The organism is Weissella sp. MSCH1, from assembly GCF_045799135.1.
Taxonomy (GTDB): domain Bacteria; phylum Bacillota; class Bacilli; order Lactobacillales; family Lactobacillaceae; genus Weissella.
This window is the reverse complement of the sequence record NZ_JBJMBA010000028.1, coordinates 44295-58432: the sequence shown is the minus strand read 5'-3', so window position 1 is coordinate 58432 and position 14138 is coordinate 44295. Positions and strand designations below refer to the sequence as shown.

Genomic DNA, 14138 nt, shown 5'->3' with positions numbered 1-14138 from the left:
TGGTTAGGACGTTCGCCTGTCACGCGAAAGATCACGGGTTCGAATCCCGTTGTGACCGTTATAATGGCTCGGTAGCTCAGTTGGTAGAGCATACGATTGAAGCTCGTAGTGTCGGCGGTTCGATTCCGTCCCGCGCCATTGCCTTAAAACAAAAGGTACAGATAGTTTTGCGGATGTAGTACAATGGCTAGTGCTCCAGCCTTCCAAGCTGGGAATGCGGGTTCGATTCCCGTCGTCCGCTTTTTTGTTTTATGGGACTGTAGCTCAGCTGGTTAGAGCGCACCCCTGATAAGGGTGAGGTCGGAGGTTCGAGTCCTCTCAGTCCCATTGGTTAAAAGGTTAACTTTTGACATGGGGACATACTCAAGAGGCTGAAGAGGCGCCCCTGCTAAGGGTGTAGGTCGGGAAACTGGCGCGAGGGTTCGAATCCCTCTGTCTCCGCTCTGATAATGGTAGGCAATTGTCTACCATTTTTATTTGCAAATGATATTGATAAACGTGATTCTGTAAAATACAGAATCACGTTTTTTTGTTTTAATCGATTAAGTGATATGTGTTGAGATAGAATCACGTCTCAAGGCAATTATTGTTGCCGTGTTTTGTTATGAGATGAAGTTTTTGCATATTTAAAATAAATGTCTTCACCTAATTACAGTGGGATAGGTGTGATTTAGCGCTGATGTACAGTATATTCGCGCAATGATATCTGTCGTAATTGTCTATGAAATTAATTAGCGTGCCTGTTAACAGTTAACAGGGTGCGCTTGTAAGTTGATTTTCACCCCGTTAAGATAGAAATATCTTATGGATTATTGGGAGATTATGTAATGAAGGTATTAAGTGGTGCACTAAAGCGTCGGCGTGAACAATTGGGGATTTCGCAAGCAGAGGCTGCGGAAGGTATTTGTCATCAGTCGTTACTATCACGGATTGAGCGACTAGATGAAGTGTCGAATATCACAGTGTTACAAAAGCTATGTGATCGTCTACAACTAACGGTATCGGACGTCGCACGCATGGATAACCGCATGTTGACGACGCTAAGTGTCGTGCGACAATTGATTGAGCGTCGCGAAATTGAGCAGGCAGCGGAAGCACTGGAAAATCCAGGGTTAATGAGTCGTATTCCAGTCTTTGCTTATCCTGAATACAACGTTTTGTCAGCCCGGGTTGCACTAGCGGAAAATCGAATTGCGGACGCCATGCAATTATTGCAGTTAGCATTGGGAGATGTCGAAAAGCATCAGTATGAATTGACGGTCGAAATTTTCACGGAGATGGGCGCGACTTGGTTAGCACAAGGTGAACACATTAACGCATCAGAGTGTTTCGAACGGGCGCGTGGGATTATCCATCGATTGCCACGGGATGTGCAACTCAGTATGGCACGTGTTATTGCTCATACGAACCGTCATCGCGCGGAGATGTATTTAGCCGTCGAAGACCCACAACGAGCGATGGAACGGATTACGGAGGCGATTGATATCCTACCTGCGCCTGAAGTGACAGACTATCATGAAATGGTAGAACTACAAATGTTACGGTCACGTTGTGCAGATGCGTTATCATTAGAAGAAGAAGCAGCCAACGCGAAGATGCTGGTATATGCAGCAGCTGAATTTTCTAAGGATGCCAAATTGCAAGACGATGTAAAGCAATATTTGACACCAGTTATGCCTGAAGAGGTATAGCTAGTAATGAATACTAAAAACCCCCGGCAAAAATTTTGCTGGGGGTTTAAGTATTAGTAACCACGTGTTAAATCTACGACATTAACCGATAAAGGCTCATTTGCCAAGTAACTTGGTAAGTTCTTCATAAATAGTGGGAACAGGTTGCCAGCACGTCCCGCACTAGAATGTTCTGCCCATGTTGTATGTTGTGTTAGCAGGAGGTTGGGTTGTTGCCACAAGGGTGAATTATCAGGTAATGGTTCAGGCAACGTGACATCCAATGCTGCCTGACGGATAGCCCCTGTTTCCAATGCCGTGATTAGATCACGCTGGTTGACAGTCGTGCCACGACCGACATTGATGAACAAATACAAGTTGCCAAGGGTTGCAAAACGTTCAGCGTTGAAAAAGTTAACTGTTGTGTCAGTGCCCGGCAAGACGTCAACGACGACAGCAATATCATCAGGTAGTGCATCTAGATTGTCGATAGCGACAACGTCATCAAATCCTTCAACTGGATGACCAGAGGTGTTGACACCATAGACACGCCCACCAAACGCCTTAAGATACTGAGCAATTTGGCGTCCAATGTTGCCGGTTCCAAAGATAACGGTAGGTAGCTCGCTAATCGTATATTGATCAGTGAATTCTTGCCAGTGGGTTTGGGTTTGATAAACATTTAACCCCCGAGCAAAATGCAGGATATAACTGATTACGGATTGGGCAATTGGGATGGACTTCAAACCACTGGCGTTCGTTAACATCACTTGTCGAGCAGAAAGCTCTGCTAAGGGCATGTAATCGACACCGGCCGACATGGCTTGAACCCATCGCAGCTTGCTAGTTGGATCAGCAAGTATTTTTTCCCCGATTTCCGTTGACCAGCCGTAACTAATTTCAATTTCGCTGATATCAGCTGCTGTGACTGTGTCAGGTGTCACAACAGTAATGTCGAGATCATGTAAGACGGCAATGTCTTGCGGTTGTAATTTTGTAACTTCTAAGAGTAAGCGTGACATAATAAATTCCTCCTTGATTTGGGTTGCTTACGATAAGTGTATGTCATTTATAGGAGTTCGTCTATTAATAGTGTATTCCCTTTTCTCCACTGTCTGCACAGATAGCCTGCTATAATAACCGCATTAATAAATTTAGAGGTTATTGGAAATGACAAATACACGCTTGAAGACTCGTCAAATGGTATTGACGGCGCTATTCATTGCAATTATTTTAGTACAATCAATTATTCCATGGTTGGGTTATTTACCACTTGGCGCTTTTGCCGTGGGTGCGGCTGTACAAATTATTAGTGTGACGGTTGCGATTGGTGCGCTTATTCTTGGTCCAGCGCGAGGTGCACTGCTTGGCTTTGTTTGGGGAGCGTACGCGCTATGGAATGCTTGGACGCACGCGCCTGTAATCGGTGGATTGATTTTCCGTAACCCAATTACAGCGCTTGTACCACGTATTCTGGTCGGGTTGATTATTGGCTACCTATATTGGCGTTTTGTAAGGAACCGTTCACTTGGGCAACAAACAATTTGGCTTGTTGGTCTTGGTGCATTATCAGCTTTTATTAACACGTTCTTCGTACTTGGTTTCACCTGGATTGGCTTTACGGTGATGCACACGACCTTTACCGGCATTCCACAAACCGGCTTGCTTGGTTGGTTAATCGTCGGCGTTGCTGGATTCAATGGTATTTTTGAAATTATTGTGTCAGCTATTTTGGTACCATTAATTGGTGTACCTGTTTTGACAGTGTTACGTCGAGCAGAGTAATTAATATTTTTCGGATAAAGCAGACTGGGAATGTTGGCGGTTTTAGACCTCCGATGTGACCAATAGCTGCAGTGATAAATCCCAGTTTCATTCGTGAAGCTGGGATTTTTTTTGCGATTAATGTCCGGAAAGGGTGATTTATATGAATAAATTCTAAAGTGACATAAATAAAGTGGTAAAAATAGGACATACTCTGTACAATTAGAACTATGTAAGCATTTATTCATTGTTTAGGGATAATTTAATATTTTATAGGAGGCAAACAGTATGGATTTGACAATGGGCCTGTCTATTTTAGACTTGGCACGTGTGCAATTTGCCATGACAACTGTATTTCACTTCTTCTTCGTACCGCTGTCAATCGGACTAGGTTTGGTTGTTGCAATTATGGAGACGATGTATGTCATCAAAAAAGATGAGCAATACAAACGCATGACGAAGTTCTGGGGTAAGATTTTCTTACTTAGTTTTGCAGTGGGTGTTGTTACAGGTATCGTTCAGGAATTCCAATTTGGGATGAACTGGTCACGATATTCACGCTATGTCGGGGACATCTTTGGACCAGCTTTGGCCGTTGAGGCGTTGGTAGCGTTCTTCATGGAATCGACTTTCTTGGGTTTGTGGATGTTCGGCTGGGAGCGTTTCAATAAGGGACTTCATTTGGCCTTTATCTGGATTACCACGATTGGGTCAGCCTTTTCTTCTTTGTGGATTTTGGCGGCTAACTCATTTATGCAAAATCCAATCGGTTTCAAGGTAGATCATAAGTTTGACCGCGCCGTTTTGGTCGATTTTCCAGCATTGCTACAGAATCACCAGTTGTGGCTAGAATTCCCACACGTTATCTTTGGGACGTTCTTGGCAGGATCATTTGTTGTGATGGGAGTATCTGCTTGGTCATTGTTGCGTAAGCCAACACATGAACTAGATTTCTTTAAGAAGTCAATTAAGATTGCAGCAATTGTGGCATTAGTTGGAACGGCAGGAATTGGCCTGACCGGTGATCGTCACTCATTGTACTTGCAAGATGACCAACCAATGAAGTTCGCTGCAACCGAAGGACTTGATAAAAACGTTGGTGGTAAGAACGAATCGGCGCCTTGGTCGGTCGTCGCTTACACGAATCCAAAGACTCACGAAGTTGAATGGTCATTGGACGTGCCATACGTATTGTCAATTTTGGCGCACCACTCGCTTGTTGGTGGCAGCCAAGGTTGGACAGAAATTAATAAAGAATTACACGAAAAGTATGATCTTAAGTTTGGTAAGGATATGAACTACTACCTACCAAACAATACGATTTACTATGCATTCCGTATTATGGCTATGTCGGCTGGGGCTTTTGGCCTACTATCAGTCGTTGCTTTATGGGCTGTTCGTAAGAAGTCTAAGCTTGATATTACGAAATACAAGTGGGCATTGTGGATTTTCGGACTAGCAATGTACTTGCCATTCGTTGCCATTACGGCTGGTTGGCTGGTTACAGAATTAGGACGAGCACCGTGGGTAGTTTACGGTGTTTTGACAATTGCTGATGCCGTGTCACCAAATGTGTCATTTGCTTCCCTACTAACATCAAATATTTTGTACTTCCTAACGTTTGCTGTTTTGGGTGGTTTGATGGTGATGTTGTCACGACGCGTGATGATTGCCGGGCCTGATTCTGAAGAACGTGTGGCCGAAGAATTGGTTGATCCATTCTCCGCAAAAGCATTTGAAGCTGGCAAGGAGGCTTAAGCATGACAGATTTTCAAATTTTATGGTTTGTTTTGATTGCCGTTCTGTTTGCTGGATTTTTCTTTCTAGAGGGATTTGATTTCGGAATTGGAATGGCACTGAAAGGTGTTGCGAAAACAGAACATGAAGAAGATGCGTTGATTGCATCAATCGGTCCTCACTGGGATGGCAATGAAGTATGGTTGATTACTGCCGGTGGTGCCATGTTCGCAGCGATGCCATTTTGGTACGCATCACTATTTTCAGGTTTCTACTTAATCTTATTTGCGATTTTGTTAGGGTTAATCTATCGTGGTGTTTCATTTGAGTTTCGTGAGCAAATGAAGACAGCCAAGTATCGTAATTTGTGGACAACCATCTCGGCGGTTACGTCGTTCTTTGTACCATTCCTATTCGGGGTTTTGTTTGCAGATGTTGTGCAGGGAATGCCATTGGATAAAGCCGGCGACATGTCAGCAACGTTCTTTGACTACTTCAACGTCTTCTCGATTATTGGGGGTGTTGCAGTGGCGTTGTTGTCATATGTCCACGGTTTGAATTACCTCCGCTTGAAGGTAGAGACGGGCGTCCTACACGACCGAGTTCAAACACAAATCAAGGTGTTGTACCCAGTTTTGTTGGTTGGTGAAGTTGCTTTTGCGGCAGGCTTGTTCTTGTTTACTGACTTCTTTGCTAAGAAACCATTGATTACAGTAGCGTTTCTAGCTGTGATTGTCCTATTGACGGTTATTGCGTGGCTAACTGGTTTGAAGCGTCATAATGTTTGGTCATTTATCACGTTGGGATTGGCCATCATTGCAGTCGTGCTACTATTATTTACCGGTTTGTTCCCACGTGTGATTGTTGGGGATGTACCAAGCATGTCATTGCTGTTGAAGAATGCAACATCATCAGCATACACACTGAAGTGGATGACAATTATTTCGTTGACGGCTTTGCCAATTGTCTTGGCATACCAAATTTGGAGTTTCTATATCTTCCGTCAACGCATTGTTGTTAAGAAGTAATAATGCCCGTCGCGTACGGACATGGAAGGGGATCAAGGTTAACTTGGTCCCCTTTGTACATATCGAGAAAATGGAGAGTTTGTCATGTTAGATAAACGATTGTTTAAATTTCCGGGTGCCCGGCAAGCACTCGGCGTGTTATCACTGCTAACGTTGATTCAGGCGATTGCCATTATCGGTCAAGGACGGTTTCTAAGTGTCGCCATTACTGATTTGTGGGGCGGCCATCAATTAACATCAATTGGCATGGTGCTTGTTTGGTTTATGTTGGCTTACTTGTTGCGACAAGTAATGGGGGTCGCTAAGCAATATGCGTTGGCCCCATTCGCCGACAAAACGACGGCTAGTTTGCAGACACAGTTAACACAGAAGTATGCGGCTTTAGGTCCACGAACGGTGGCCAATCAAGGCACTGGTAAGTCAGTGACGTTAGCAGTTGAAGGAATTGACCAAGTTCATGATTATTTAACTTTGGTGTTGGTGAAATTATTTGATATGAGCATCACCCCATGGCTCATTTTGTTGTATATTGCGACAATTAATTTCAAACAGGCGGTATTTTTATTTGTCATTTATCCAGTGATTGTGATTTTCATGATTGTGCTGGGATTGGCAGCCCAAGCAAAGGCTGACCGAGAGTATGAAACGTTTAACCGTTTATCGAATCATTTCGTTGATTCACTCCGAGGCCTAACAACGTTGAAACAATTGGGGTTAGCCAAGCAATATGCGCAAAATATTTACGATGTTTCTGAAGACCATCGTAAAGCGACGATGAGCACGCTTAAGATTGCTATCTTATCAACGTTTGCGTTGGACTTTTTTACAACATTATCAATTGCGGTTGTTGCCTTGTTCTTGGGGTTAGGTTTAATGGATGGGGCAACACACTTGTTGCCGGCCTTAACGATTTTAGTTTTGGCGCCCGAATATTTTTTGCCAATCCGAAATTTTGCTAATGATTATCATGCCACACTAAATGGTAAGAACGCTTTAGCAGATATCATGACTTTGTTAGAACAACCGGTTGCACCGGAAACGAATCGGTATGTGCGACAGAGTCAACGTTGGCAAGCAACGGATACGTTGACTTTAGACCAGGTATCATTTAGTTATCCCAATACTGACCGACCAGCACTTCAGCGGATTAACTTATCCTTGACCGGTCATACTAAAGTGGCCTTAGTTGGCACTTCTGGGTCAGGAAAATCGACTTTGCTCAATTTGTTAGGTGGATTCTTAGTTGGCGAGGGTGATGTAAAGATTAATGAACAAGCATTGCCACACCTACAACAGCGTCAATGGCAAGAGCAAATTCAGGTGTTGCCACAACATCCGTATATTTTTCATGACACACTACGAGCTAACCTGGCATTTTATGCACCCGATCAGCGTGACGAGGATCTGGTTGCAGTGCTACAACGAGTCGGACTCGCCGATTGGTTTGCTAGTCTAGCTGATGGACTGGATACGTTAATTGGTGAAGGGGCAATGCAAACGTCCGGTGGTCAAGCACAACGGATTGGGCTAGCCCGGATTATGCTCGACGAAGAGCGTCGTGTTCTTTTGCTGGATGAACCGACTGCACACTTGGATATTGAAACTGAAGCGTTGCTAAAAGAAACGATGTTACCGGTTTTCGACAATCGATTAGTTATTTTTGCCACGCATCGATTACACTGGTTGCGCCAAATGGATTGGATTATTGTGATGCGAGATGGTGAAATAGCTGAACAAGGAACACTGGCTGACTTAATTGCGAATAACGGCTACTTCGTGACCTTACAAGCAGCGATGCGAGGAACGACACATGCGTAAAATGATATTACTGATCAAACGAGACACCTGGGTATTTCCATACCTCAGGTCATATAAAAAATTATTAGCCTTGATTATTTTCCTAGGATTTATGACAACGTTTTCTGGGGCGGCTTTGATGTTTACCTCAGGGTTCCTGATTTCACGTTCGGCACAGATTCCTGAAAATATTTTGATGGTATATGTCCCCATCGTATTGACACGTGCATTCGGAATTGGACGACCATCATTCCGCTACGCCGAGCGACTCGTGTCACACAATTGGGTACTTAAAATTGTGTCGACTTTCCGTCGGCGGTTATATGAGTTAGTTGAAACGGGAACAAAATCGGTTTATGCGAAAACGCAAACGGGTGAGGTTTTGAATGTTTTAGCAAATGACTTGTTTAAGATTGAAAACTTTTACTTGCGGACCCTGTTTCCAACCGTAATTGGGTTAGTCATCTACGTCCTAATTGCGATTGGTGTCGGCGTATTTGATTGGGGATTTGCCTTGGCAATCTTCTTGATATTGGGGATGACCACCATCTTAGCGCCGATGATTACGCTAGCCGTCAATGGGGCACGTGATTTTAAACAACAGCAACTAGAAGCCGAATTATATACAGATTTAACGGATACGGTCATGGGCTTGCAAGATTGGATTTTAGCTGGCCGAACAGCAGAATTGGCTGATCGACAACAAGCTGACTTCAACGCCATTAATCAGTTGAAGTCTAAACAGGCGCATTTCAATTGGTGGCGTGATTTTAGTGGTGCGATGATAATTGGATTGACGGCAATTGTCCTGCTAGTTTTTGCAACTCGTCACTTTGGGGGCACAAGTTTTGGGGTTAATTGGATTGCCGCATTTGTGTTAGCTATTTTTCCGGCCGAAGATGCCTTGACCTCTATTAGCACTGGGGTAGGTGAATGGCCGCGTTATCAAAATTCGATTACACGGTTAAATGAGATGGATGAACAGGCGCAAGCTGAGGCACAGCTACAAACGGCACAGCAGGCCGCACTGCCAGGCAATTCGACAATTGTGCTCAATCAGGTGACGTTTGGTTACGATCAAACACCGGTGTTACGGGACATGTCTCTGACGATTCCAGATGGACAAAAAATCGCGATTCTTGGTCAATCTGGTGCAGGAAAGACAACCCTTTTGAAACTATTACTTGGTGACGAAATGCCCTTGGCTGGTACAGTTACCATTGGTGGTACGGCAGTGGCTGATTTGAGTAGTGAACGGTCGACATTAATTGCGGTGTTAGATCAACAACCGTACCTATTTGCTAGTACGGTCGCTAATAATTTGCGGTTGGGGAAACTTGACGCGACTGATGCAGAGTTGTGGGACGTGTTAGAACAGGTTAATTTAAAAGAACTCGTGGTACAATTACCTGACGGCCTAGCCACACCAATGAGTGAGATGGGGAGTCGTTTTTCCGGTGGTGAACGACAACGATTCGCGTTGGCCCGTATCTTATTGCAAGATACACCGATTGTAATTTTAGATGAACCAACAGTTGCGTTAGATCCAATTACGGAATTGGCCGTATTGCAGACGATTTTTAAAACGTTACATGATAAAACTGTGATTTGGGTTACCCACCACTTGACCGGAATCGAGCTCGTTGATAAGGTTATTTTTATAGAGAATCAACAAATTGCGATGGCGGGTACACCAGCTAAGTTAATGGCCACTGAGCGTCGTTTCCAGCGCCTGCTGGCTCTGGATCATGGCGATTTAACGTCGGAATAGGAGGGAAAGGTGATGGCAAAAAGAAAAAAGCGTCGGCCACGACGGCCAAAACGCAATTTTCAGTTGTCACATTTTTTCGTTAAAAAAGGGCGACTGCAATGGCCGCGGGTGATTGTACTAGTTGTGCTTATTCTAGGCGTGGCGATTTGGCAAACTGATATGCAACATCATGAGGCTGCCGCGCAGACGCCGACAGCTGATTTACCGTTAAATCAATTAACCCGGGAACAATTCATTGACCGTCTTGCCCCAGAAGCCCAAAATTTGCAGGCGGAGTATGGCGTACGTGCCTCAATTAGTATTGCGCAAGCCGCCTTAGAATCAGATTGGGGACGATCGGAGCTTGCTGCAAAGTATAATAATTTCTTTGGTGTGAAGGCTTCACCCGGTATGCCGAGCGTGACGCTGGCTACTAAAGAATATGTTAATGACGAATGGGTGACCATCAATGCAAGTTTCAGAACGTATCAAGATTGGCGTACGTCGATGGATGACCACGCGTACCTCTTGGCCCACGGAACGACAGATAATGCCCAACGTTATGCAGGTGTGATTTATGCAGCCGATTATAAAGCGGCGGCGCAGGCGCTGGTTAGTGGTGGTTATGCGACTGATCCAGGTTATGCGACAAAAATCGTGCAAATGATTGAAACGTATCATTTAAATCAATATGATGTTAATTAGAGTTACGAAACGAAGTGAGAAAAAGTATGAGTCTTGAATTTTTACCAGGATCAACAATTGGTATTTTAGGCGATGATATGATGAGCCAGTATGTCGCTCAAGTTGCCCATAATATGGGTTACAATGTGGCGGCATATAGCACGAACCCTGAGGCGCCAGTGTTATCTGAAGCGGATTACCGTTTCGTTGAAACAGCCGGTGATTTAACAGCGCTGCAAAATTTTCTTGCGCTATCATCAATGGTGACTTATACGTCATCATGGTTACCAGCCAAAGTCATCGATGCATTGGCTGAATCACGGTTACCACAGGGCACGGATTTATTACAACTGACTGATGATCACGCTCTGGGACGAGCTTTTGCCGAAAGTCAGTCATTAAATATTTTGCCGTATGAAACAGTGAGCTCATTGGACGAGGTTGCACATGCAGCCGCGGACCTTGGTTACCCGGTGGTGGTTAAACCAATTTTTAAACACAAGCATCACGACGATACCGTTATTCTGCGAGGCGATTGGGATTTAGGGCTTGTTGCACCGATGATTGATGGTGGCACGTTGATTGTTGAGACGTGGCTCGATGATGTCCAAGAATTTGCCATGACGGCAGTCCGTGGCGTCACAGGGGACATTAAAATTTACCCACTGCGACAAACTGCGGTTGCGACGGATCACATGCGACGTGCGTGGACTATTGGAGACATCGCCGATGATTTAATGACGGTTATGTTGGGCGTAACAGAGCAAGTCGGTGAAGCTTTGCAGTACATTGGTGCTTATAACGTGGCATTCTTCTACAGTAGTACGGGTAACCTTTATATTCGTGATATTGCAGCGGGTGTGCAAGAAACAGCTGCCGTGTATACAGCAACAACCAATGTATCTGTGGCTGAGCAACACGTGCGGGCTATTACAGGACAAGCACTGTCAGACATTTTAATTAATCAGGCAGCAATCTATATGCCGTTTACAACTGAACAAGTGCCGGCATTGATGCGTCATTGGGAAATTCAAGCTAATTGGCAGATTTATTTTTACCGTTTTCCTGATACAACTGGAAAAGCAGGGTATGTCTTAGCTTGTGGCCCTTCAGTGACGTTGCTGTTTAATCAATTGCATGTGGCCGGTGTCTGGCAGTTTGCCGATTAACATTATCAAATAAAAAAACTACCTTTACGTTTACGTCGTAAAGGTAGTTTTTTTAACCCATCATAACTTGGAACAGCGTGATGAACACACCTGCCAATGAGAGTAATAACATAAAAATAACGAAGCCTTGAATAATCTTTTGCATCGTTGACTTTTCTTTTTTCTTAGCCATATGGATTTCCTTTTGATTGTTGATTAATTCTATTGTACCATTTGCCGATATGATAGAATAGACAAGTAGAACGACTGTTAGACAGTTGTTAAAATTAGTGTAGGAGGACAACCATGCTGACAGTTTTTAACTGGCCCATTACGGTCGCCCTGGCTTTTGTTATTTGGGGTCTCCTGTGGATTGGTCAACGCACGGTCTTCCTGTATAGCTGGCCGAAACATTTGCGGGCAATTGATTTAGCAACATTTGTAACGTGGTGGAGTATCGAATCGATGACGTTTCAAATTTGGCATCAATCAATTTTAGCGCCAATTTTATTGATGTTTGTCCTCTGGGGCATTGGCATCGCTCTGTATCAAGGTTTTGTGCGCGAAACGTTTGAGACGCGCAAATTCTGGATTATGTGGTGGCGCGTTGTTGGTCTGGGCAGCTTTGTAGTAATGATTGCAATGGCAATCTTTGCTTTTGTTGTGACGAAATAGAAAGAGATAATAATTATGGAAAAAATTGAAGGTTACGTTAAGACCTGGAATGCTGATAATGGCTTTGGTTTTATTGAATTGAAGGGCGAAGATGACGTCTTCGTCCACTTTTCAGCAATTGAAACACCACGTGTTCGTGATTTAGAAGTTGGTGAACCGGTTAAGCTGGTTGTCGTACAGGGCGTTCGTGGTCCGCAAGCAGCGGCTGTTGAGGTTAAAGTGACTGGGGAGGCATAACATGGCATCACAATATGACGATAAGTTTCGTGAGCGCGTTATTTCTGAAGAAGAACAATATGACGGTCATATCGTTCGGGTAACCGAGCAGACTGTTGTCTTGCCAGACGGTCGCCAAGCTAAGCGTGATGTTGTTTATCATGCCGATGCCATTGGTGTATTAGCATTGACCGCCGATGATGAAATGATTCTGGAACGTCAATGGCGTGCACCGGTCAAAAAAGTGACCCTGGAAATACCGGCCGGTAAAATGGATGAACGTGATACGGATCCGTTAGATACGGTTAATCGTGAGTTAAATGAAGAAACGCGGTTACAAGCGGGCCATGTCGAAAAAATTGCCGGCTTTTATACGTCGATTGGGTTTGCAGATGAATTCATGACGCTTTATTTAGCGACCGATTTGGTGCCAGTCGGAACCGAACTCCCACAAGATGACGATGAGCAAATCGATTTGGTGACCGTGGACTTTGCTGAGGCAACACGTTTGTTTGAAGCGGGCGAACTTGATGACGGTAAGACCGCAATGGCTTATTTGTACTGGAAGACACTTCGTTTGGCAGGTAAGTGATATGTTTTGGCAGAAGGAAAAGACACCTCAAGGTCCAGCTGATTATACGACCGATGGCAATGATGATGGGCTAGGTAGTGTACCGTTACAGTCGCAACCTGAGCAAGTAAACGATCATTTAACGCGGCGAGAGTATCGTTTATCGGGGAAGGGACGTTATGAGCTCGACCCGATAACGCATGAACTGACGCCGGTTGGAAAATCTGCCCGGTTAAAGCATCGACTTAATATCGCGATTATTGTGTTAGTGGTGTTAATCGTTGTGACTTATTTAATATTATTTTTGTTGTAGTAGAGTGATTTTGAAAGTGAGAGTTTAACGAACATGCGTTATGGAATTATTAATGCCATGGCTGAAGAGAAAGCGGCCTTGGTAGCAGCAATGACGGACGAAAAGCAAACGACAATTGCCGGCAAACTTTTTCACCATGGTAAGATTGGTAACGTTGACGTTGTGGTGGTTGAGTCAGGAATTGGGAAGGTTGCGTCAGCATTGACGACAACTTTGTTAATCACAAACTTTGCGGTTGATGCCGTGATTAATTCTGGATCAGCTGGCGCATTGGGTGCTGACTTGCGCATTGGGGATGTAGTGGTAGCGTCAGAATTGGCCTACGCCGACGCAGATGCCCGTGCATTTGGTTATGTCTACGGGCAAGTACCACAACAACCAGCACGCTTTGTGACGGATGAAGACCTATCAGCAGGCTTGGCAGCTGTATACGGTGATGTAACTGACGCTCGTTTGGTTCGTGGCTTGATTGTGACGAGTGATTCATTTATCTCTGGCGAAGAGCAAAAGCAAACAATTTTGGCAAACTTTGCTGACGCACAATCTGCTGAGATGGAAGGTGCGTCAATTGCTCAAGTGGCACATTACTTCGATGTGCCATTTGCAGTTGTTCGTGCTATCTCAGATAATGCGAATGGTGAAGCTGGCCCAACGTTTGACGAATTTATCGTCGATGCTGGTAAGCAATCAGCACAAGTGTTGATTGATTTCTTTAACAAGCAATAATAATGGCTAAAGAGCAACGTTGCAGGCTGATGCAACGTTGCTTTTTTCGGATGATGATA

At 44.4% G+C, this 14138-nt stretch carries 15 protein-coding genes and 4 tRNA genes; 17 read left to right on the top strand and 2 right to left on the bottom strand.

From position 1 onward, the window contains the following. Positions 1–65: 65 nt before the first annotated feature. The 5 genes from ACJ28U_RS02280 to ACJ28U_RS02260 all read left to right on the top strand — a co-directional run bounded on the left by ACJ28U_RS02280 (position 66) and on the right by ACJ28U_RS02260 (position 1691). Positions 66–138: transfer RNA gene (locus tag ACJ28U_RS02280), tRNA-Phe, on the top strand. Positions 139–169: 31 nt separating this feature from the next. Further along, positions 170–241, top strand: a tRNA-Gly gene (locus ACJ28U_RS02275). A 12-nt stretch (positions 242–253) separates the two neighbouring features. Then, a tRNA-Ile gene (locus ACJ28U_RS02270) sits at positions 254–327 on the top strand. A 26-nt stretch (positions 328–353) separates the two neighbouring features. Continuing rightward, positions 354–441, top strand: a tRNA-Ser gene (locus ACJ28U_RS02265). A 386-nt stretch (positions 442–827) separates the two neighbouring features. After that, the gene (locus tag ACJ28U_RS02260) at positions 828–1691 is read left to right on the top strand and encodes a helix-turn-helix transcriptional regulator (RefSeq protein ID WP_099087747.1); all 864 of its coding nucleotides are present in this window, start codon (positions 828–830) and stop codon (positions 1689–1691) included. A gap of 53 nt (positions 1692–1744) precedes the next feature. On the opposite strand, the gene ACJ28U_RS02255 is transcribed toward ACJ28U_RS02260, so the two are convergent. Next, complete coding sequence (locus ACJ28U_RS02255) at positions 1745–2692, bottom strand: NAD(P)-dependent oxidoreductase (RefSeq protein ID WP_407618258.1); 948 nt, start codon at positions 2690–2692, stop codon at positions 1745–1747. Between the two features lie 148 nt (positions 2693–2840). Here ACJ28U_RS02255 and ACJ28U_RS02250 point away from each other — a divergent pair, with 148 nt between their 5' ends. The 7 genes from ACJ28U_RS02250 to ACJ28U_RS02220 all read left to right on the top strand — a co-directional run bounded on the left by ACJ28U_RS02250 (position 2841) and on the right by ACJ28U_RS02220 (position 11599). Next, a complete protein-coding gene (locus tag ACJ28U_RS02250; protein ID WP_085638887.1) occupies positions 2841–3455 on the top strand; it encodes an ECF transporter S component in 615 nt (204 codons plus the stop codon). Between the two features lie 267 nt (positions 3456–3722). Beyond that, the gene (locus tag ACJ28U_RS02245; RefSeq protein WP_010373398.1) at positions 3723–5192 is read left to right on the top strand and encodes a cytochrome ubiquinol oxidase subunit I; all 1470 of its coding nucleotides are present in this window, start codon (positions 3723–3725) and stop codon (positions 5190–5192) included. 2 nt (positions 5193–5194) lie between these two features. Beyond that, complete coding sequence (cydB, locus tag ACJ28U_RS02240) at positions 5195–6199, top strand: cytochrome d ubiquinol oxidase subunit II (RefSeq protein ID WP_099087749.1); 1005 nt, start codon at positions 5195–5197, stop codon at positions 6197–6199. Between the two features lie 84 nt (positions 6200–6283). After that, entirely contained in the window at positions 6284–8017 is a 1734-nt protein-coding gene (gene cydD, locus ACJ28U_RS02235) for a thiol reductant ABC exporter subunit CydD (protein WP_407618257.1), read from the top strand. Next, a complete protein-coding gene (cydC, locus tag ACJ28U_RS02230) occupies positions 8010–9767 on the top strand; it encodes a thiol reductant ABC exporter subunit CydC (protein WP_099087751.1) in 1758 nt (585 codons plus the stop codon). Before cydD ends, cydC begins: the two co-directional genes overlap by 8 nt. 12 nt (positions 9768–9779) lie before the next feature. Then, a complete protein-coding gene (locus ACJ28U_RS02225) occupies positions 9780–10451 on the top strand; it encodes a glycoside hydrolase family 73 protein (RefSeq protein ID WP_099087752.1) in 672 nt (223 codons plus the stop codon). A 26-nt stretch (positions 10452–10477) separates the two neighbouring features. After that, a complete protein-coding gene (locus tag ACJ28U_RS02220) occupies positions 10478–11599 on the top strand; it encodes an ATP-grasp domain-containing protein (RefSeq protein WP_099087753.1) in 1122 nt (373 codons plus the stop codon). 52 nt (positions 11600–11651) lie between these two features. Here ACJ28U_RS02220 and ACJ28U_RS02215 read toward each other — a convergent pair whose 3' ends face one another. Then, complete coding sequence (locus tag ACJ28U_RS02215; protein ID WP_010373386.1) at positions 11652–11771, bottom strand: DUF4044 domain-containing protein; 120 nt, start codon at positions 11769–11771, stop codon at positions 11652–11654. Between the two features lie 113 nt (positions 11772–11884). Here ACJ28U_RS02215 and ACJ28U_RS02210 point away from each other — a divergent pair, with 113 nt between their 5' ends. From ACJ28U_RS02210 to ACJ28U_RS02190, 5 genes are read left to right on the top strand one after another with little or no spacing between them, the layout of a single operon-like run. Then, entirely contained in the window at positions 11885–12253 is a 369-nt protein-coding gene (locus ACJ28U_RS02210) for a DUF3397 family protein (protein WP_010373384.1), read from the top strand. A 15-nt stretch (positions 12254–12268) separates the two neighbouring features. Continuing rightward, positions 12269–12490, top strand: coding sequence for a cold-shock protein (locus ACJ28U_RS02205; RefSeq protein WP_099087754.1), 222 nt, complete (start codon positions 12269–12271; stop codon positions 12488–12490). Position 12491: 1 nt separating this feature from the next. Beyond that, a complete protein-coding gene (locus ACJ28U_RS02200; RefSeq protein WP_099087755.1) occupies positions 12492–13061 on the top strand; it encodes an NUDIX hydrolase in 570 nt (189 codons plus the stop codon). A 1-nt stretch (position 13062) separates the two neighbouring features. Continuing rightward, a complete protein-coding gene (locus ACJ28U_RS02195; RefSeq protein ID WP_407618256.1) occupies positions 13063–13353 on the top strand; it encodes a hypothetical protein in 291 nt (96 codons plus the stop codon). A gap of 33 nt (positions 13354–13386) precedes the next feature. Continuing rightward, complete coding sequence (locus ACJ28U_RS02190; protein WP_407618255.1) at positions 13387–14079, top strand: 5'-methylthioadenosine/adenosylhomocysteine nucleosidase; 693 nt, start codon at positions 13387–13389, stop codon at positions 14077–14079. The last annotated feature ends 59 nt before the right edge of the window (positions 14080–14138 follow it).